Below are 20283 nucleotides of genomic sequence, written 5' to 3'. Positions count from 1 at the left end.
TCTTTGTATCAGGTAGTAAGTATCAGGTATCAAGATTAGGAATAGAGGAGAAGGTATCTTGTAGTGAGGACTCAGCTAACAGCTATATCTTTGGATGGAAAGCTGTTTTAAGGTTATGCCGCTACTTGATACCTGCTCCTTGCTGCCCATTAAAAGAAGCCTAGCTTGTTTTTGTTGTAAGAGATCAGCATGTTCTTGGTTTGGCGGTAGTGGTTTAACATCATTTTGTGGGTTTCGCGCCCGAAACCTGATTTCTTGTAGCCGCCAAACGGAGCATGCGCCGGGTAGGCGTGGTAGCAGTTCACCCACACCCGGCCTGCCTCAATGGCTCTGGGGATCTGGTAAATTTCGTGAGCGTCACGGGTCCAGAGGCCGGCGCCCAGGCCGTAAAGCGAATCATTGGCGATGGAGATGGCCTCTGCGGTATCTTTGAAAGTAGTGACAGATACCACCGGTCCAAAAATCTCCTCCTGGAAAATGCGCATTTTGTTGTTGCCATGGAAGATGGTGGGCTGCACGTAATAGCCGTTCTCTAGGCCGCTGTTCAGGTTAGCCGGTCCGCCGCCGCACAACACCTCGGCACCTTCCTGCTTGCCAATCTCCATGTAGGAAAGAATCTTCTGGAACTGATCATTGGAGGCCTGCGCGCCCATCATGGTGTCTTCGGCAAGCGGATGTCCCAATTTGATGGATTTGGTTCTTTCCACCACCCGTTCCATGAAGCGGTCATACACGCTTTCGTGCACCAGCAGGCGGGAAGGGCAGGTGCAGATTTCGCCCTGGTTCAAGGCAAACATAACGGCGCCTTCCACGCACTTGTCAAAGAACTCATCATCGGCATCGGCAATGCTGGGCATAAAAATATTGGGCGATTTACCACCCAGCTCCATGGTGACCGGAATCAGGTTCTCTGAGGCATACTGCATGATCAAGCGACCAGTAGTGGTTTCACCGGTAAAGGCAACTTTGGCTACTCTTGGGCTGGAGGCCAGGGGTTTGCCCGCCTCAGGTCCGAAACCGGTGACCACGTTGAGAATTCCCGGGGGCAGAATGTCCTGGATCAATTCCATCAGGACCATGATGCTGGTAGGCGTTTGCTCGGCCGGTTTCATGACCACCGTACAGCCGGCCGCAAGGGCTGGAGCCATTTTCCAGGTAGCCATGAGCAGCGGAAAATTCCAGGGGATGATCTGTCCCACCACTCCCAGCGGTTCCTGTAGGTTGATGCTCACGGTAAACTCATCATGCTCAGACATGGTGCTTTCATCTGCCCTAATGCAGCCCGCAAAGTACCGGAAATGGTCAATGCACAGCGGAATGTCCGCGGCGCGGGTTTCGCGCAGGGCTTTGCCGTTGTCAATAGTTTCAACGCGGGCCAGCAGCTCAGCATTGTCCTCCATGATCTGCGCGATGTCCAGCAGAAGTTTACTGCGCATAGCCACCGAGGTCTTGGACCAGGTTCTGAACGCTTTATGGGCGGCCTCCAGGGCAACATCTATGTCTTCTTTGGTGCCTCTGGCAGCTTGGGTAAAGGGTTTGCCGTCAATAGGAGAGATGTTGTCAAAGTATTCGCCTCTGACGGGCTTCACCCATTCGCCGCCAATAAAATGCTCATATCTTTCTTTGAAGGCCGGGCGTTTCAAGGCGGAGGTCGCTTCCTGTACAATATCTAAGGTTTCCATGATAAAGAGATTTGGTTTGATAGTTTATCAAAGCTCTCTCTAAAATTGCCCAGAAACTTGACATATTGTCTTAAATTATGTACTTATGGTATCAATCCGTCAAACAACCTGAGAACGTGTTCTATGGAGAAATCCACGCATCTGCTTCAGCCGGTTCCTTTACATACGGAACGCACGCTTTCCACCCTGGTTGAGAACCGATCTGCCTTTACCCTGGAAAGCTGTGAATTGTCTGTGTTTGAAACCCACCAGCGGGCCGAGCGGGTGCCGTTGGTGTTTGATGACCTGGTGCTCACCAGCATGCTGCGCGGGAAGAAAGTCATGCATTTATTTGAGGCCCCCGGTTTTGAATACCTGCCCGGTGAATCTGTGCTGGTGCCCCCGCAAGAGGTCATGACCATTGATTTCCCCGAGGCCAACTGGCACAATCCTACGCAGTGCATTGCACTGGCAATCTCCAAAGAGCACATTCAGACCACGCTCAACCTGTTGAACGAACACTTCCCCAAAGCCGAAACAGACCAGCAGTGGCGCCTGGACCAGGAGATGTTTCACCTGCTGCATACCCAAGAACTCAACGACATCATCAACCGCTTCCTCCAGATCAGCCTGAACGACACTTCTAGGGAAAAAGACTTGCTGGCCGGACTGGCGCTTCGGGAACTGCTGATCCGGCTCATGCAAACGCAGGCGCGGCAGTTTTTCCAGAAGAATTACCTGAAGCTATCCGGCAGCCACCGGTTTGCGCACGTGATCCGGTACATCAAAGAAAACATCAGAGAAAAGCTGGAGGTGGAGAAACTGAGCGAGCAAGCCTGCATGAGTAGGGCCAACTTCTTCCGGAAGTTCAAGGAGGAGTTTGGTTTGGCCCCGGCTGATTATATCCTGAAGGAGCGCCTGAAGCTGGCCAAGGAATACCTGCGGCAGCCGGGCCATTCAGTGACCCAGGTATGCTACATGGCGGGTTTCCAGAACCTGCATTATTTCATCAGAGCCTTCAAGAAAGAAGTTGGCCTAACCCCTAAAGCCTACCAAAGCAGCATGATGGCCTGAGCGTTTCAGGGCCGTTTTTAGGAAAGTAGCCCTATAACAAGTTGCGGAGTTACAAACTGTGACGCTTGATCAATATCCCTGCGCCAGGTTCACTTGATTTTGGATGGGCTTGCCCGCTATAAAACGTTGCAGGTTGGAGACAAAGCGGTCTATCTTTCTTTCCATTTCCCGGGCCTGGCCACCACCGGTGTGCTGGGTGAGCAGCACGTTTTCCATTTCCCATAAAGGACTTTGTTGGGGTAAAGGCTCCACCTCAGTGACATCCAATACCGCGCCGGCCAGCTGCCCTTGCTGCAAGGCTTTGATCAGAGCGGCTTCGTCGGTGGTGTTGCCACGGCCCACGTTGGCGTATAGGCTGCCTTGTTTCATCTGCTGGATGAAGGCGGCGGAGACGTATTTTCCGGCATTGCCGGGCAGCGTATTGATCACCAGATCGGTGTAGGGCAACTCTAAGAAGAGGTCCTCCAGGGAATGAATCTCTGCAGCGGGGTTCTGTCGGGCACTCATTTTCACCTTCGTCCCGAAGCCTTCCAGTAGTTGCTTCACGGCTTTGCCGATGGTTCCGGCTCCCAGCACAATCGCCTTTTTCTCGCTAAGAAGATCAAGGGTGAACCGAACCGCTTTGCCCTGCCAGTTCTTTTCCTGTTGCAGCCTTTGCAGGGTAGGGAGTCCCCGGTACAAGGCCAGAATTCCGGCTACCATGGTCTCAGCGCACGCCTGGGCAAAGAAATCTCCCATGTTGGCGACTGCCGCCGGCACCTCAAGTTGCTGGTATTGGTCAAAACCCGCCGATTCCAGCTGCCAGAATTTCAAGTTCTGATGCCCGGTGCCAAACCAGGAGGAGGGAGGATTCCCGAAAATCACCTCGGCCTGGGTGAAAGCAGCTTTGCTCGCCTCCTCAGAAGCGCTGTCATAGATGAAGGGCTCAATACCCGAGGGAAGTTTTTTTGCCAGATACGCTTTACTCTGTGGATCTAAATCGGAGTAAACAAAGAGGTTCATACGCTACTAGTTAGGCGGAGCGAAAGGACAGAAGATGTACTTTCGCTCAGTTATTATGTAAAGTAAAGAAGATCCAAGGGAATCTCACCTACCTATACTGAAAGAGGGGATAGCCGTTGGCCTTTTTGGCCTGTTTTCAGGAAAATAGCGCTAAAACGGCTTTATTCTTCGTCCTCGAAATAAAGCTTGTAGTATTTACGCCCGTCTTCGTCCACGCCTTTCTCAATCATGTCTTTGTTTCCGTGGATGTACACGTGGAAGTTCTTATCCAGTTTGAGCACGCTTTTGAAGACGCGCGCCTGTTTTTTCACGGCCTGGGGAGAGATGTCAAAACTGTCTTCCAGTTCAATGTCATAGTTCTGGCGGTACTCGGTGTCATAGTTGTTGAAGGACTCTATCAAATCCGGTTGCCCGAACACTTCGGTGACGAATTCCTCTTTGTCAAAGGTCTCGTGTTTGTTGAAGTACTCCACGGAGCGGTTCAGGAGCACGATCTGATCGGTTTTCTCTACCTCAAATTCTTCGGTCATCCGCTCAGAGATGAATTCTTTGGTGAGGTTGAGCAGGTGATTGGTTTGGTGAAACTCGTTGTTGATCTGGGTGAGCCCCAGAAAGTTTTCGCTCCAGTACTTGGCTTCCTCGCCGCGGTTCTGGTTGTCCATGATGGCCACCAGAAATCCTTCCTCGGGTTTGGTGTTGAAGATGAGGCAGCCTTTGTCAAACTTATTGCTATCAATTCCCTCCAGGTACGACATGGAGAAATCGCGGTTCTTCCGGCTGATGTCAAAGTAACCGCTTTTCACCTCGGTCTTGAAAATGCCCACGGCGTCTACCACGCGTTCTTCAATCTCGCAGTTGATGAAGTGGCAGACATACAGCTCGCCGGGTTTTATCTTGGGGTGCGTGGTGCTTTCAAACAAGTGCCGGGCAATGTTGCGCGAATTCTCATGAAAGGATTCTTTGTCGGCGAAGATGTTCTCGGCGTAGCTGTACACCTCGTTGAACTGCAGTGAGGATGGGTGGCTGAATTTGAACCGCTCGTGGGCCTGTACAAATTTTCCGAGGAAGAATTTCTCCAGCTTTTCCGTGAGACCGTCGCCAAAATCGAACTGATTTTCTGATAAGGTCAATTTCTGTTCCAGTCCTTTGTTGCCCACGTGGTGGATGGAGAGATGCGTGAGGGAGGCGGTATCGAATTTCATGTACTAACAGGCGCTATGATGGATGGCGGCAAGAATGCTCAAAGCTTCAAAAATACGCAATCTGCGGCACGTGTCACGTTCTTTTAAAAAATACTCCTGCGGGATAGGGCAAGTCATTTTAGAGCAGTTTTCAGGAAAACGGCCTTGAAATGAAACATAGTTAGTTTTATTGATAGGCTTTTGGTTGGAGAAATCTTAGTTTTGGTGCATTTATATCTATAATCCTGAAAAGAGCACCAAACCTTAATCATACTCTTAGTAAAGAAATTGGGCCTTCTCTACTTTTGGTTTAACTATATTAATTAATACGGCATTGTCATTGTCTTCAAAGCATTTAGCCGTTACTTGGATTGCCTTTCTTACTAGTACCTGAAGTGGTGAGCCTTTCACCGATGAGATAGGAGGGGAAGCACATTTCATATTCTGATGTATCCCTATTGTCAAGAAATCGCTCTTAAATTGCTGCCTCAGATAGTAGCCCATCCAATAGAATCTGGAGCCGTTGCCTGTTACCAGATCTCTTTCCGATAAATGACCATTATGGGCCCATACAATTGTCTTCTCACCCTTATGCAGGTTTTTATAATAGCTGATGTTCTCATACATATTCTTATCTCTTTCCATAGCGCCATTTGGGTCCAGGAATATTTTAGATAAAGCTGTTAAAGCATTAAGATTAATCTTTAGCTTACTAACTAATGAATCTTTTGAATCAGGGAATTTCCTGTCTACATAATTTTTTACTTCTTCAACTCTTTGAGAAGAATTCTTCGCCATAGCTATTAGTTTATCTTCCTTATAGATTCCTATTATTTCAGGGTAAGTCATGTAATTGCGATAGAATTCCTCGTAAACTAATGTAGCCTTATTTAGACTACCGGTAAAATAAGTTAATGAATCATCAGGGACGGTTGCCTTGTTACCTGTCGTTTTAAGCTGTTTATTTATATCATTGACCAAAAGAGTAGGATTCTGGAAATCAAACCCAACTATGCTTACTTTCTTTTTATGGGTGGCATTATACGTCTTAATCCAATTGATAAGATCAAGAATCTCTTGTGTATGAAAAACATGATGTAGCAGTGAGTCATTCGTAACATTCGCCTCGTAGAGGAATTTTTTAACATCTATATTGCTATCACCTTTTACATATTCATTTATCCGTTCAAAAGAATTCATACTTCCTTCAAACGCCATTACCGTAAATCCCTTTTCCTTTATTAGGGATTTTACAAGTTGACTCTTTACATCATAATACTCTTTCTTTCCATGTTCCGCTTCGCCAATACCTACTAATGATTGATTTTGTATAGATGAAAGAATTATCTTCATCTGCGAAGAGGATAAGGTGTCTTGGAAGCTTCTAGAAGTTACCTGAGAGTTAGCTTTATAACTGAACAGGGTGACTAAAGAAATGGCAAGAGATGTAAGAATGAAAAATTTCATAGCATATGGTATTTTGATTTATTAAATAAAATAAGCTATTGGGGTTATTGGATTTAAAATACTAATAATATATTGATATAGGATACTAAAAATCAAGCTTAGTTAATTAGTGACATTTAGATGATCATATATCTTCTTTTTTATAGGGCTAGCCTCTACTTAACATATAATAAGCTATAAGCTCATTGTAAATAAGCTTATAGCTTATTAGTCTTATAATTTATATTATGTTAAGTATATACTCTAGAACCTTCCTAATCCATCAATTATCTATATAAATCATTTCTATCTATACGCGTATCCATACCTCTACTTTCTGTTCCATCCGCAGGTATAAGCAGCTGTTCAGCGTTGTAAAGATTCATTGGTCTAGAGCAGTATTTTTTAATTTCAAAGAAGCTGTGCAGTAGTAAGTTCCTGTGGTGGAGCATTAACGTTGAAAGATGCATAAAATGGGCTGAAAAGATGATTTGGAACAACTTTTGTCTACGTTACAGGGTACTTACAAAGAATAACCAAATTACACTTATATGGCTACTCAGACATCGTTTGACGTTATTTTCAATACCAAGCAGAAAAAGCTCTCCTTCTTCCAGAACCTTATTTTAGTAGCAGTGGCGGACAAGCACATTGATCCCATGGAAAGTGATTTCCTGGTTTCCATTGGCCAAAAGCTGAACTTGACCGAAGAAGACACTGCTCCCATCGCGGATAATCTGTCGGTGTTGTCCTTCATTATTCCGGAGGAAGGCTTGCAGAAAACCATGGAGCTGCAAAGCCTGGTCATGATGGTACTGCAAGACGGAAGAATTGACGACAAGGAATACAACCTGTGTCTGGAATATGCCCGCCGGATTGGCTACAGCAAAGACACCGTAGATGAATTCATCACAGAACTGAGTAAATCATAAACGTAATTGATCTGTTTTCGGGCTTCTTTCCAGAAAAGACCCGAAAAACAGGTTTTTAAGTACTTTAAATGAAGAAGCCTCTTACTTATATAAGAGGCTTCTTCATTTAACATAATTCCTGCACTTCAGGACTATCGGCTTTATTAAGCCTTATTGTCCACTTGCGGGTGTGATGGACTCAAACAGTTTCTCCACTCCTTCTGAGATTCTGGCTTGCACCTCTGTTGTTTTCTTGGGCACTACGGCTTCTGCTTCGGCACTCCAGACTAAGGTATTCTGGGCATTGTTGACCAGGTGCAGCGAGATGGTTCCCTCCTTGTACCTTCCCACTTCCACTTCCTTGCTTTTCCAGGAATACCTCCGCTGGCCCGTGTAATACGGCGCATCGGTTCTGAAATTGGTATCCCGCGTTTGCGTTTTCTCTTGGACCACAATGCCCAGGTTCACCAGCAGGTCTGGATTAGTAGTGGATCTGGTCAGGCCGCGCTTCTCCAACTGCTGACTTACCTCCCTTTGCAGGGCCGCTATGTGTTCGGCGGGGATGATCGTTTCCGTTGAATCTGCCCCGGTGTTGCCCTGAGCGAAGTCAAAGGTTTTGTAGGTCGACAGGTTAAAATCAGGGGCCGCTTCCGTATTCAACACTCGTATGGAACTGCAGGCGCTCAGGAGAAAAACCAGAACGGCGATGCAGGTTAAATGATTTATGTATTTCATCTTGTCTAATCAGGTAATTTACAGCTTAGTATTTACTTGATTAAACGATTTTAGTTTGGAAGATAGTCTAGCCAGGAACTTAGAACTTCCTGGCTTGGGCAAATTCCAGTTCTAAACCTTTGACTAAAAGTCGGGCCCCGGCGGGGTTGGTGGCCAGCGGCACGTTGTGCAGGTCGCAGAGACGCATGAGCATCTGCACATCGGGTTCGTGCGGATGTTTACCCAAGGGATCTCTAAAGAATAAGACGGCGTAAATCTTTCCTTCCGCCACCAGGCTCGCAATCTGAGCATCCCCTCCTTTTGGGCCGGAAAGCAGCTTTTTAACCTTTAAACCTGTTTGTTCTACGTATTGCCCCGTGGTGCCGGTAGCCACTAATTTGACGTTTTGGAAAAGAGAAGCATGGTCTTTCACAAAGGCCACCATTTCGGCCTTCTTTCCGTCGTGCGCGATAATTGCAATTGCTTTTTCTGCTGGCATAGATTGTAATTTTGCGTCAAGTTACTACTTATTTAAAAGTGTACCCGCTTCTCTATAGATCAGTTTTGGGAAGATTGTTTTAAGCCTGTTTCTACAAAAAGGGCATAAAAAAAGGAGCTCTTACCGGAGCTCCTTTTTTTATACTGTTCTAATGGAAATTACAACGTCTGCAGCAATGCATCCATGCGCTTGGCATCGGCTGTTTTATCCAAAGCGGTATACACTTTCAAGAGAGATTGTACGGTGGTACGGTCTTTCGGCTGAACTTTCAACGCGCCTTCGAAGTACGGCATCGCCTGGGCGAAGAACTTCTTGGCTTCGGCTTGAACGGCTTTTCCGCTTTTCTGGTACTCGGCCAGGCTCATCTTGTTGGCTTTGTTGTTCAGGTTCGCGCCTTTGTTGAAGTAGTAAACCCCCAGGTTGTACTGGGCGTCAAAGTTGTTAGGATCAATCTCGGCCGCTTTCTTGTAAGAAGCAAGCGCCTCATCCGGTTTGTTTACTTTCTCCAGGATGTTACCGCGCACGGTGTACAGGTTCGCGTTGGTTGGATCAGCTTTGATGGCGGCATCCAGTTTGTCCATGCTTTCTTTCTCCCGACCTGATTTCAGGTACAGATCCAGTTCCTGCAGCATGAAGTCGCGGTTGTTTGGATACTTAGCGCGAGCTTTCTCCAGGATGGTCAACGCGTCCTTCTCGTTTTTCTCCACGTTGTTAGCAATGTACAGCAACTGGCCATACACAGAGGCCGAAGCCAGGTTCTTGTCTACCAGCTGCGTGTACAGTTGTTTCGCGGAAGCGTAATCCTCCGCTCCGGCGGCGGCATAAGCGGCATAGATATAAGCGGTGGTATCTTCCGGCTTATACGTGATGGCTTGCATGTACGCTTTCTGGGCCTCAGCGAAGTTCTTGTTGTTGTAGCTCTCTACCCCGGCATTCAGGGCTAAGGCATACATGTTGCTCACCAGCGTTTCTTTGCGCTTGTTCGCCTCGTCAGTGAACTCCTTTTTCTTCGTTTCCAGGGCTGGAACTTTAGAGAAAGCATCGTACGCCTGTTTAGAAGCCTCTGCCTGATCTACTAATTTACCATATACCGGGTGACCGGCGATGTCTTGGTAGATCACACCTTTGTAGTACCACGCTTTTGCGTTGTTGGCAGTTTTCTCGTGCACTACAGCTTTGTCTATTTCTTCCTTTGCCTTATCTAAAGTACCTTTTTGCTGGTACATGATGGCATTGGTCACGGCAGATGTCTGCGCAAAAGTCACCTGCATGGAGACTACGGCGGCTGCTGTTAAAAGAAATTTTTTCATTGTTTTCTCTAAGTTAAGTTAGGGGTTGTTTGTTTTATGTTAAACTAGAAGCGTAGAAAATTAGTTCTCACTCAGGTTGTCCGGGTCCAGAAGATCATCGGAAGTCTCGGGGTCAATCACGTCCTCCTCCGGTTCTTCTTCCTCATCGTCCTCCTCAATCGGGTCAATCATGTCCTCGGGGTTCAACGCTTCATCCAACGGCAATTCCGCTACCGGCAGATCGGCTTCGCTCAGCACCACTTCGGCTTTGTCTTCCGCTTCAATCTTAGCTACAGAGGAAATCTCGTCTCCTTCGTTTAGCCTGATCAGGCGCACTCCCTGTGATACCCGTCCAATGATTCTCAGATCGGCTACGCGTAACCGGATGGTGATGCCGGAACGGTTGATGATCATCAGGTCATCAGTGTCAATCACGCCCATGATGGCAACCAGATGTCCGGTCTTCTCCGTCACGTTCAGGGTTTTCACGCCTTTACCGCCGCGGTTGGTGATCCGGTACTCCTCCAGGGAAGAACGTTTTCCGAATCCTTTTTCAGAAACTACCAGCAAATTGGTATCTGGGTTGTGTACACAAACCATACCAACTACTTTGTCGTCTTCGCCAGCCAGCGTGATACCCCGTACCCCGGCCGCGGTACGACCCATGGTACGAACTTTCTCCTCCGGGAAACGAACGGCTCTACCTGAACGCAGGGCAATGATGATGTCATTGGCACCATTGGTCAGCTGAACGTCCAGCAAACGGTCGCCTTCGTTGATGGTGATGGCCTGGATACCGGCTTGTCTTGGTCTTGAATAAGCCTCCAGCGGCGTTTTCTTGATGGTACCTTGCTCGGTACAGAACACCAGGTAATTATTGAGCACGTAATCTGGGTTCTTGAGCCCGCTCACGTTGATTACCGCCCGTACTTTGTCATCCTTCTCAATGTTGATGAGGTTCTGGATGGCGCGGCCTTTGGTGGTCTTGCCGCCTTCGGGCACTTCGTACACCTTAAGCCAGAATACTTTCCCAGACTCGGTGAAGATGAGCAGGTAATTGTGGGTGCTGGCAATGAACAAGTGCTCGGTGAAGTCGTCCTGCTTGGAGGTAGCGGCGCCTCTGGAACCAACCCCGCCCCTGCTTTGGCTGCGGTACTCGGTGAGCGGCGTTCTTTTCACGTACCCCTCGTGCGAGATGGTGATCACCATGTTCTCATCCGGGATCATGTCTTCCAGGGAAATGTCGCTGGACACCATCTCAATGGCGGTGCGGCGTTCATCTCCGTAGCGCTCCCTGATATCAATTAATTCCTGCTTGATGATTTCCATGCGCAGGCCTTCATCAGCCAGCACGTTGATTAAATAATCAATCAGCTGTTTCAGTTCGTTGTACTCTTTCTCAATCTTGTCACGCTCCAGACCGGTCAAACGCTGAAGACGCATCTCCAGAATGGCGCGGGCCTGAATGTCTGACAACTGAAAACGCTCAATCAAACCGGCGCGGGCAACTTCCGGGTCCCGGGAAGCACGAATCAAGTTGATGACCTCATCCAGATTGTCCAGGGCGATGAGCAAACCTTCCAGGATATGCGCGCGTTTGCGGGCTTCCTCAAGTTCAAACTCCGTTCTCCGGATCACCACTTCGTGGCGGTGGTCCACAAAGTGCTTGATGAGGTCCTTCACGTTCAGGGTCATGGGCCGGCCACCTACCAGCGCCACGTTATTCACGCCAAAAGAAGACTGCAGCTGCGTGTATTTGAACAGGTTGTTCAGGACCACGTTGGCCACCGCATCACGCTTCAGGTCATACACAATGCGCAGACCTTCGCGGTCAGACTCATCGCGCAGATCAGAAATGCCTTCAATTTTCTTCTCGTTGATGAGCGCGGCGGTTTTCTCAATCATGGCCGCCTTGTTCACCATATAAGGAATCTCGGTGACGATGATCTGGTCTTTGCCGTTTTTGTTTGTCTCGATGACTGCTTTGGCTCTGACAATTACCCGGCCGCGGCCGGTTTCCATGGCAGATTTCACGCCATCGTAGCCGAAGATGATACCACCCGTCGGGAAATCCGGGGCGGTGATGTACTTCATTAGGTCCGCGATGGAGATCTCCGGGTCATCAATGAAAGCGATGGTTCCGTTGACTACCTCGGTGAGGTTGTGGGGTGCCATGTTGGTGGCCATGCCAACCGCAATACCGGAGGTTCCGTTTACCAGCAGGTTTGGGAATTTTGCCGGGAAAACGCTGGGCTCCTTCAGGGAGTCGTCAAAGTTGGGGACGAAGTCTACGGTGTTCTTCTCCAGATCGGCCAGCAGTTCATCGGCGATGCGCTTCAGACGGGCCTCGGTATAACGCATGGCGGCCGGTGAGTCACCGTCAATGGAACCGAAGTTCCCCTGCCCGTCTACCAACGGATACCGGAGCGACCAGGGCTGCGCCATCCGGACCATGGTGTCATACACCGAGGAGTCACCGTGCGGGTGGTATTTCCCCAGCACCTCTCCTACAATCCTGGCCGACTTCTTATATGCTTTGTTATAGGAAACCCCTAACTCAGACATTCCATACAACACACGGCGGTGCACAGGTTTGAGACCATCGCGCACATCCGGAAGCGCCCGGGAAATGATAACGGACATTGAATAGTCAATGTACGCCCCGCGCATTTCATCTTCGATATTGATGGGAATTATCCGCTCGTTTTCTGCCATTTTACTTCAATAGAGCTTAAAATTTGTACTTTTTATAAGCCTGCAAATTACGAAAAAAGATAGTGATTTGCTAATTTTTACCCTTGTTGCGGCTACTCTTTCCCTCCATTTGTTTCTTCATTTCTTTGGAGGGCTTAGGAAGTTTCTCCCCTATTCTGGGATTCTGTTTTTTATACCAGGGCATGCCTCTATACTCGCCTTCGCCGTGCCGGTGTACCATGCGGGTCTGGCAGGAATTAATGGGGCAAGCGGGCCGGCAGGAAGCCGCAAGAATACTGAAGGAAACCACCATCAGCGACAAAGCTCTTTTGTTCACGTACGTCATCATGCTGTAAAAATGTCACTTTTTATTTATTCCCGAAACACAAGTGGGCAATTAGACTTTTAGGGATTTTCAAAATTAAAAGATAACTTCAAAGCAGTAAGCCTCACCTTCCCTTCCCGGACCTTTATGAAAATTCATGCATCTAAAGTTTTCTCCCTGCTTCTTGTTGGTGTAACGTACGGCACCACGGGTTTCGCACAGACCACGGCTCCGCAGGGCATGGCGGCCGAGATGAATTTGAAAATTCTGGCGAGCGGAGGAAGCGCCACTACTGCCACCGTTTTTGATGATCGGTACCAAGGCGTGAAGGGAAGTCCGTTCTACGTAGATGCGTGGGTGCCGGGCCAGGTGGAAGTGAAAGCGGGAAACACCGGAAAAACGCAGGTCTTCCAGGATCTGAAGCTGAAGTACGATGTTTTCTCCAACCTGCTATTGGCGGTGATGCCGCAATCAAAAGACACGCTGGTGCTCAACACCACGCCCGTGATTTCCTTTCACCTAGAATTGCCCACGGGCGGAACTCCACTGGAATTCAGACGGATCAAGGAAGCCAGGGAGTTGGACCCGGCCTTGGGCAATGAATTTTTCGCGGTGCTACATGACAGCAAAGATGGCAAGGTAGCCTTGGTGAAAAGAGCCGCCAAGAAGAAAGTAGCCGCTGATTTCAAAGGACCTTACAGCTCTGGTCAGGCTTATGACGAGATCGTGAACGAAACCAATTATTATCTGGTGGCCAACGGCAAGATGCAGCGCGTGAAGTTGAACAAGAAATCTGTTTTAGAGGTGTTTCCGGAAAAAGCCGATGTTTTGAAAGCGTATATGTCCGCCCAGAAATTAGCCATGTCCTCTGAAGCGGACCTGCTGAATGTGGTCCAGTATTATCAGTCTTTGTAGACGCTTTATACTTCATTAAAAAGGAAGGGCGGCCATCTAAGCCGCCCTTCCTTTTTGGGACTCTTTTTGAAAAAGAAGCCTAAAAACGCTGGCTCACCACGCCGCCCTTTCTACTGTCTACTTCCACCAGCAGGTTGGGTTTGGTCGCGCTCACAATCCAGCGGACTTTGACAGAACCCATGCCAGGAACATTAGGAATTTCTAGGCGGGCGGGGTTCAGTTTCTGTTCTTTCCCTCGGTTTGCTCCAGCACTTTCCAATACCATACCAGATACTACCGTGGAGTCTCTGAGCGAAATATAATCGGGGCGTTCTATCCGGTGTTTCAGGTCCTGGCTGGAGTGCGTAGGAAGAATGCGGTTATTGGCCACTGTGGCGGTCACTTCGGTGAGGCCGTTGGAAAGTTTCCGGGTATTCACTTCCTGGATCACCAACTGCGGCAACTGGTAGGCCTGGTACACGGTGAAAGCCATGTTGCGGTGCGCATCTTCCTCCAGCAAGAAGCCAGGGTGCGCTCTGGGGAAGTTCTTCTTGAATCCGCCAATCTCTATTTTTCCCAGTGTGGGGTGATCGAACGGCTTCCACTCCACAAAGGCATCGGTTAAGAGCAGCATTTTGTTCAGCTCTTGCTGTTCCGCTTCGCGCTCTTCCCCGCTGGCTACTTTGCGGTCAAGCTGCAGGAACGGTGACATCAGCTCGTTGGAAAAGGTGAAGATTCCGCGGGCGCCGTGAAACCAGTCCAACTCTCCCCCGAACGCGGAATTCAGGTCTTTGTAGACCACCGAGTACGTGTACCCCGGGATCACCTGCTGCGCGTTCCGGGTCAACAAATCATACACTTGGTTGTCTTCACGGGTGAAGGTGTTCTGGTCTTCCGCCCCTTGCGCATTCAGTGCCATGCCGCCGTTGTGATGGTAATTCTGAGCGCCGGCAATGTTGGGGTGACGCAGCACAAAATCTTTCACCGACCGGTTTTCTGGCACGGAGAAAGGATATTTGTAAGCCCCGGGCTGGATGTAATTGGGTTGCCAGTTCCAGCCCCAGTCCCGGCTGGGATCATAATACCCCGGCGGGTCTTCGTTCATCAGACCATCGCTGTCATTGTCCAGCCCCTCATACCCCAGCAACTCATATTCACCCGGCTGGTCTGGTTTGGCGGGGATCAGGCGCAACGGATTCTGCGGGTCCACCACGTACCGGCCGTTGGATGATTTGCGCCGCATGAAGGTAATGTGGCCGTCTTTGTTCAGGTCATCGGGTACGTCTTCGTCCACTAAGCCATCTCCATCATCATCCAGCGGAATCATCCCGGAACGGGAAGCCTGCGCGGTGTTGGGCTGATGCATGAAGTTGTGCCGGGCATCTGGGTTGATGATAGGCAGAATGTAGAAAGTCTTTTGCTGCAACAGCTCCTGAATGAACTTGTTGTCCTGAAAATTCTCCACCAGATACCAGGCCGTGTACAAGGCAAATTCAGAGCCTTGGATTTCATTTGAATGGATGTTCCCGTCTATGTACATGGCGGGTTTCCGCTCGGGGTCACCGGTGGTAAAATCAGAGATGGTCAGGGCCCAGATGCGGCGGCCCTCATATGAATCACCAATGGTTTCCAGTTTCACTAAATCTGGGTAGGCTTTGGCCAGCTTCGCGCAAATCTCCGTCAAGCCATCATAGTCATAATAGCGGGTCCAGTTGACCGTCACTTTGGGGTTCTGGGGCGTGCCCGCGGCCCTGAACACCTGGGCCGCCGTCTGCTGTGCCTTGACCTGCCGTACGCCTACCCCACACAGACAGGAAGTCAGCAGCGCGATATGTAGAATTGTTTTCTTCATGACCCGGAACTAGCGTAAGAACACTTCTTTGGATTGTTTGCCGGCCATAGGGCTCTGCGCGTTGATAGAGACGTAGCCTTTCCCGTTCACCAGCCAGGAAACCTGAAACTTCTCGCCGCCCGCCAGCGCATTGCTCAGCTGAATCTTGTTGCCGGATACAATCTTCTGGGTGTCACTCAATTGCAAGGAAACCTTTACTTTCTGCACCCAGCGGGATTTATCGCCAATCTCTGCATGCGTGGGCAGAGAGCCCTGGTTGTAGACATCGGCGGTGATGCGGGTGAGGCCACCGTCCACTTTCTCGGATTTGATGTTCACGATCTGGAGCGAGGGCATCCATTTGGCGTATGCCGAGAAAAACTGAAAGTGCTTCTGAGCGATGGGACCCAGAAGGCGCACCGGCGGCGTCTGCTTCACGTACGGAGCCAGACCGCCAATCTCTACCACCTGATCGGGGAAATCGGGGTGTTTGATGGATTGCCAGTTCACAAAGGTGCCTACCACGTCATTGGCCTCGGCCCAGCGCAGGAAGTTCACGTCTGCGTGCTCAGAAGCCGCGAGCGGACTTTTGCCGCCGGTGGTATCTTGAGTGGGTTCCATTTTAGGAGTCCACCATCCAGGCGTGCTGTAACTGAAGCGTCCGTAATGGAAGTACGCCCACTGCAGCACATCTCCGCTGGAAGGTGCCACCCGCGGCGCGTTTCTCAGCCGGGTAGCAGTATTGTAGAGTTTGGAAATCTGCTCATTCACGGCGGCGTCTTTCTCCAGCAAACCGGTCATAATGCGGGCCGAGGCCTTAGCCTTGTCATAGCGCAGCGGCTCAGAAAGCGTGTTCGCCGGTCCGAAGAGAAATACGGCGTACACGTTTTTGGCATCATACAGAAAATCGGCGAAGGCTTTGGTTTCCCGTTCAGACATGGGGTGTTCGCCGGCTCCTTCCTGGAAGTAAGGGTAATCAAAGGTAAAGTTCCGGTTGAACTGCACGCCCCCTTCGGGGTCTTCGTTCCACTTGCCGTCTTTGTCGTTGTCTATGCCCTCGGTGTAGAGTAGGTACTCGCCTTTTTCGCCTTTGGCGGCATCAGCCTTCACCATGATTCTGGGGTCAGCATCGGCCGGACGGAACGTGCCGGTGGGGCTCTTGATCCGCATCATGGTAATGAGGCCGTCTTTGTTCAGGTCTTCGAAAGGGTCCTCGAACATGCGCCCGTCGCGGTCATCATCCACAGGCTGGGCATTTCCGGTACGCTCCCAGCGCAGTTTCTCATGGTACTGTTCTGAGGCATCGGGGGTAAGGTTAGGGAAAATATAGAAGGTTTTGCTTTGCAGTAACTCCCGCACCGAGTCCTGGAGAACCGCGGCCTGTAGCATCTGCTCGGCCATTTGCACGGCCAACTCGGTAGTGGCCAATTGGGTGCCTTCCACCCCGGCGGCTACCACAATGGCGGGTTTGTTGGCGGAATTGTCGCGGCCCATGGTCAGCATCCAGATTTCCTTGCCGGTGGCGGTTTTGCCCACGGTGGTGAGCGATACCAGCTTGCTGTAGCGTGAACTCAGCTTCTGCAACCGTTGCGTCATCTGCTCATAACTTTGGTAATCGCGCTGGGCAACGGCGTAGCTGCTGATTCCAGTGAAAGCGATCCCCAGTAGGGCCGCTTTTAGGGTATTCTTCATGAAAAGGTACTTGAAACGGACGGTTGGGGCATCAGGAAGGATCAGAGAGGCGGAAAGCGGCGGGAGGAACTTCTTCTCCGTGCCATTCAGAGAGAAACTGGTGCACAAACTGTTGCATGTAGGCGTGCCGCTCCTGCGCCAGCTGCTGGCCGGTGGCGGTGTTGAACCGGTCTTTCAGGAGGAACAGCTTTTCATAGAAATGGTTAAGCGTGGGTGCCTGGTTTTTCTTGTATTCCTCAAAAGAGGCGTGCAGTTGCGGCTCCTGCCCCGGATGGTACATTTCTCTGCCTTTGTGGCCCCCGTAAGCAAATGCCCGCCCGATCCCGATAGCACCAATGGCATCCAACCGATCGGCGTCCTGCACTACCTTTGCTTCCGGGGTGCTGGGCGTCGTGTCTACGCCAGCGCCTTTGAAGGTCACCTCCCGGATGATCTGGCATACGTTCTCTATCAGCGGTTCTGGCGCGGACTGAGAGAGCAGCCATTCACGGGCAACGCGGGGACCGGCTTCCTCGTCGCCGTGGTGGAATTTCCAGTCGGCGATGTCGTGCAACAGGGCTCCCAGCTGCACCACCGTGGTGTCTACCTTTTCCTGCCGCGCGATGAGGAGGGCATTCTGCCAAACCCGTCTGATGTGCCACCAGTCATGGCCGGAGCCCTCGCCGGCAAAAAGTCTTTCTACGTGTTGAGCGGTGTTCGCCACCAGTTCTTCCGAATTCATCCCCGAAAACTACTCAAAAATCAGCAAAGGCCCTCGCTTTCAAGGGGCTTGCCTTGGTACAATCCTGTTTTAAGCCTCATTTTCAAGAACGAAGCCAAAAATAGCTGCCTTTATCTTCCTCCTGCTCCACCAGCCGGTTTCCTTTTTGGGCCTATTTTCAGAAAGCAGGCCTAAAACCAGTTCCATTCAGAAAGGTTTAAGCTTTAGGATCAGTGATTTACGTTATGAAAACAAACACGGCATTAAGTAGATTATTCTGAGGGATTTATCAGCTAGAAGTGCGGCTTACTACGTATAGAGGCGCAGACAGCTAATCTACAAACCTTTGAAAACAAAACTACTCTTCCTGCTCCTCCTGGCAATTCCCTTTGCCTCCTTTGCGCAAACTCCTGAAGAAACGCCTCAAGATTCGGTGGCTCCCGCCTACCGGAAATGGAACATCTACCCGGTGTTGTACTACACCCCCGAGACGCAGTTTGGCTTTGGGACGAAACTGGTGCACGTCCGGAAATCCGAAGGCACCTTGCCCACCGACCGCCCCGACCTGTACTCGCCTACTCTGGTGTACACCTCCCGCAAACAGATCCTGACCACCTTATCCGCTGATGTGTGGCGCAAGCACAACCGGCAACACCTCTACGCCCAGGCCGAGTACAACGACTACCCTTATTTCTTCTTCGGGATCGGGAACAATTCCCCGGACGAGGCGGAGGAAGCCTATACCAGCCGCACCTTCAACTTCTTCGGGCAGTTTGAGCAAGCCGTTTATAAGAAGGTGTATCTGGGAGCCCGGTACGAGTTCAAGAAAGAAACCATCCCCGAAGTGGAACCGGAAGGGCAGCTGTCCCAGAAAAGCATTATAGGAAGCGACGGCGTGATCGCCTCCGGCTTCGGGCCGGTGCTCATGGTGGACAGCCGGAACAACGCCTACACGCCTTCCAAAGGGGTTTACCATCAGTTCACCGCCCTTTTCTTCGGGAAGTATCTGGGGGGAGAAGACAATTTCACCCGGTACAAACTGGACCTCCGGAAGTACATGTCGGGGATTGGGCCGGGAGTGCTGGCGGTACAGGGACTCTTCACGTTTGTGGTGGGTGACGCGCCGTTCCAGTATCTCTCGCCGCTGGGCGGCGTGAACGTGATGCGCGGATTTCTGGAAGGAAGGTTCCGGGATGAAGATGCCGTCGTGATCCAAGCCGATTACCGCTTCCCCATCAAAGGCCGCATTGGGGGCGCGTTGTTCGGAGGAGCCGGACAGGTATCCAAACGCATCCAAGACTTTGCCGCCGATGAATTCCACTTAGGTGGCGGGGCCGGACTGCGCTACAAACTGAACAAGGAAGGCATGGTGGTCCGCGGCGATGTCGCGTTTTCAGAGCAAGGCATGTTCCTCTACTTCTCCTTCGCCGAGGCGTTTTAGCCTCGTTTTCCAGAAAAAAGGCTATAAACAAAGAAGCCGCTGCAAGAAAGATGCAGCGGCTTCTTTGTTTATCTGAGTAGATTCTCCCCTTGAGGGGAGTTAGAGGGGTGTTTACACCAGCCACGGTCACGCATTGCTGACGTTGCTTTTCTTTTGGAGAGATACCTCTCAAATAGTTCTAGAAGGCGTGCTCTCCTGTGTAAACACCCCTCTTTATCTCCCCTCAAGGGAGAATCATGGTCTACCATAAATTCGCTTGTCTCTCACTTGATCACCTTCGTCTCCAGGGTTCCTACCTTCGGTAGAATCTGGATCACGAACCTTCTATCGCGTACATCACCGGTACGGCCGGCGCCTTCAAAACCACTGCCTGAAGCGATCAGCTCAATACGTTCCTGCGGGAATTTAATGCCGGCGTTGCGCCAGAACTGCAGCAGCGCCAGGGCCCTTTTGTAGCTTAACTCCAGGGCGTATTCCCGCTGGGTGATGTTGCGGGCATCGCCTTTGGGGAAACTGGCGGCGCGGCCGTCAATCACGATCAGGTACTTGACATCTTCGCCTTTCACCGAGTTGATAACCTTGCTCAGTTCCTGCCCTGCCCGGCGCAACGGAGCCAGCGAGCGCTGTGGAATAGTGGCACTGCTTTGCTCAAACAGCACATCCACCAGCAACTCGTGGCGCTTGTATTTTTCATTGTACTGGAAATAGCGGCCATCCAGCCGCGAGAGGGCGGCTTTGATCTCGTCCAGTTTGCGTTTCTCCTGCACCTCCACCTGCAGGCGGGCAATGTTGCGAAGGTTCTCAGAGGATTTATCGGTGAACATCTTAAAACTCAGCACAAACAGCACCAGCATGATCAGGAACAGCGTGGTCATGAGGTCTACATAGCTGGGCCAGAAGAAGTCTTGGTTGTCTTTGTTCATGGCTGG

17 protein-coding genes are annotated in these 20283 nt (G+C 50.4%); 5 read left to right on the top strand and 12 right to left on the bottom strand.

Going from position 1 to position 20283, the window contains the following annotated elements:
- Positions 1 to 149 precede the first annotated feature (149 nt).
- A complete protein-coding gene (locus tag H7U12_RS08505) occupies positions 150 to 1682 on the bottom strand; it encodes an aldehyde dehydrogenase family protein (protein WP_186635968.1) in 1533 nt (510 codons plus the stop codon).
- Positions 1683 to 1805: 123 nt separating this feature from the next.
- Between H7U12_RS08505 and H7U12_RS08500 the strand changes: the two genes are divergently transcribed.
- Positions 1806 to 2735 (top strand): AraC family transcriptional regulator, encoded by a 930-nt coding sequence (locus H7U12_RS08500; RefSeq protein ID WP_186635965.1) that lies wholly within the window; start codon positions 1806 to 1808, stop codon positions 2733 to 2735.
- A 69-nt stretch (positions 2736 to 2804) separates the two neighbouring features.
- Here the strand turns inward: H7U12_RS08500 and H7U12_RS08495 are convergent, their stop codons facing one another.
- The 3 genes from H7U12_RS08495 to H7U12_RS08485 all read right to left on the bottom strand — a co-directional run bounded on the left by H7U12_RS08495 (position 2805) and on the right by H7U12_RS08485 (position 6385).
- On the bottom strand, positions 2805 to 3737 hold the full coding sequence (locus tag H7U12_RS08495; protein WP_186635962.1) for a D-2-hydroxyacid dehydrogenase: 933 nt from the start codon (positions 3735 to 3737) through the stop codon (positions 2805 to 2807).
- Between the two features lie 161 nt (positions 3738 to 3898).
- Positions 3899 to 4939, bottom strand: coding sequence for a nucleoid-associated protein (locus H7U12_RS08490; RefSeq protein ID WP_186635960.1), 1041 nt, complete (start codon positions 4937 to 4939; stop codon positions 3899 to 3901).
- 255 nt (positions 4940 to 5194) lie between these two features.
- The gene (locus H7U12_RS08485) at positions 5195 to 6385 is read right to left on the bottom strand and encodes an erythromycin esterase family protein (RefSeq protein ID WP_186635957.1); all 1191 of its coding nucleotides are present in this window, start codon (positions 6383 to 6385) and stop codon (positions 5195 to 5197) included.
- A 530-nt stretch (positions 6386 to 6915) separates the two neighbouring features.
- Here H7U12_RS08485 and H7U12_RS08480 point away from each other — a divergent pair.
- Positions 6916 to 7296, top strand: a complete 381-nt coding sequence (locus H7U12_RS08480) for a hypothetical protein (protein WP_186635955.1) — start codon at positions 6916 to 6918, stop codon at positions 7294 to 7296.
- A 150-nt stretch (positions 7297 to 7446) separates the two neighbouring features.
- On the opposite strand, the gene H7U12_RS08475 is transcribed toward H7U12_RS08480, so the two are convergent.
- The 4 genes from H7U12_RS08475 to gyrA form a co-directional block, all read right to left on the bottom strand.
- On the bottom strand, positions 7447 to 8010 hold the full coding sequence (locus tag H7U12_RS08475; protein WP_186635952.1) for a DUF4136 domain-containing protein: 564 nt from the start codon (positions 8008 to 8010) through the stop codon (positions 7447 to 7449).
- Positions 8011 to 8089: 79 nt separating this feature from the next.
- Positions 8090 to 8488 (bottom strand): methylglyoxal synthase, encoded by a 399-nt coding sequence (locus H7U12_RS08470; protein ID WP_186635949.1) that lies wholly within the window; start codon positions 8486 to 8488, stop codon positions 8090 to 8092.
- A gap of 158 nt (positions 8489 to 8646) precedes the next feature.
- The gene (locus H7U12_RS08465) at positions 8647 to 9798 is read right to left on the bottom strand and encodes a tetratricopeptide repeat protein (RefSeq protein ID WP_186635945.1); all 1152 of its coding nucleotides are present in this window, start codon (positions 9796 to 9798) and stop codon (positions 8647 to 8649) included.
- 60 nt (positions 9799 to 9858) lie between these two features.
- Entirely contained in the window at positions 9859 to 12492 is a 2634-nt protein-coding gene (gyrA, locus tag H7U12_RS08460) for a DNA gyrase subunit A (protein WP_186635942.1), read from the bottom strand.
- Positions 12493 to 12674: 182 nt separating this feature from the next.
- Between gyrA and H7U12_RS08455 the strand changes: the two genes are divergently transcribed.
- Together H7U12_RS08455 and H7U12_RS08450 are read left to right on the top strand one after the other, a co-directional pair.
- Positions 12675 to 12827 (top strand): hypothetical protein, encoded by a 153-nt coding sequence (locus H7U12_RS08455; RefSeq protein WP_186635939.1) that lies wholly within the window; start codon positions 12675 to 12677, stop codon positions 12825 to 12827.
- A 116-nt stretch (positions 12828 to 12943) separates the two neighbouring features.
- Positions 12944 to 13711, top strand: coding sequence for a hypothetical protein (locus H7U12_RS08450; RefSeq protein ID WP_186635936.1), 768 nt, complete (start codon positions 12944 to 12946; stop codon positions 13709 to 13711).
- Positions 13712 to 13790: 79 nt separating this feature from the next.
- Here the strand turns inward: H7U12_RS08450 and H7U12_RS08445 are convergent, their stop codons facing one another.
- The 3 genes from H7U12_RS08445 to H7U12_RS08435 are packed head-to-tail and all read right to left on the bottom strand — an operon-like array spanning position 13791 to position 17934.
- Entirely contained in the window at positions 13791 to 15542 is a 1752-nt protein-coding gene (locus H7U12_RS08445) for a M14 family metallopeptidase (RefSeq protein WP_186635934.1), read from the bottom strand.
- Between the two features lie 9 nt (positions 15543 to 15551).
- Positions 15552 to 17213, bottom strand: coding sequence for a M14 family metallopeptidase (locus H7U12_RS08440; RefSeq protein WP_186635931.1), 1662 nt, complete (start codon positions 17211 to 17213; stop codon positions 15552 to 15554).
- Between the two features lie 31 nt (positions 17214 to 17244).
- A complete protein-coding gene (locus tag H7U12_RS08435; RefSeq protein WP_186635928.1) occupies positions 17245 to 17934 on the bottom strand; it encodes an HD domain-containing protein in 690 nt (229 codons plus the stop codon).
- Positions 17935 to 18259: 325 nt separating this feature from the next.
- Here H7U12_RS08435 and H7U12_RS08430 point away from each other — a divergent pair, with 325 nt between their 5' ends.
- Positions 18260 to 19354 (top strand): BamA/TamA family outer membrane protein, encoded by a 1095-nt coding sequence (locus H7U12_RS08430; RefSeq protein WP_186635925.1) that lies wholly within the window; start codon positions 18260 to 18262, stop codon positions 19352 to 19354.
- Positions 19355 to 19617: 263 nt separating this feature from the next.
- Here the strand turns inward: H7U12_RS08430 and H7U12_RS08425 are convergent, their stop codons facing one another.
- A complete protein-coding gene (locus tag H7U12_RS08425; RefSeq protein ID WP_186635922.1) occupies positions 19618 to 20277 on the bottom strand; it encodes an OmpA family protein in 660 nt (219 codons plus the stop codon).
- Between the last annotated feature and the right edge of the window lie 6 nt (positions 20278 to 20283).

The organism is Rufibacter sediminis, assembly GCF_014269285.1.
Lineage (GTDB): Bacteria > Bacteroidota > Bacteroidia > Cytophagales > Hymenobacteraceae > Nibribacter > Nibribacter sediminis.
This window is presented reverse-complemented; position numbering and strand designations above follow the sequence as displayed.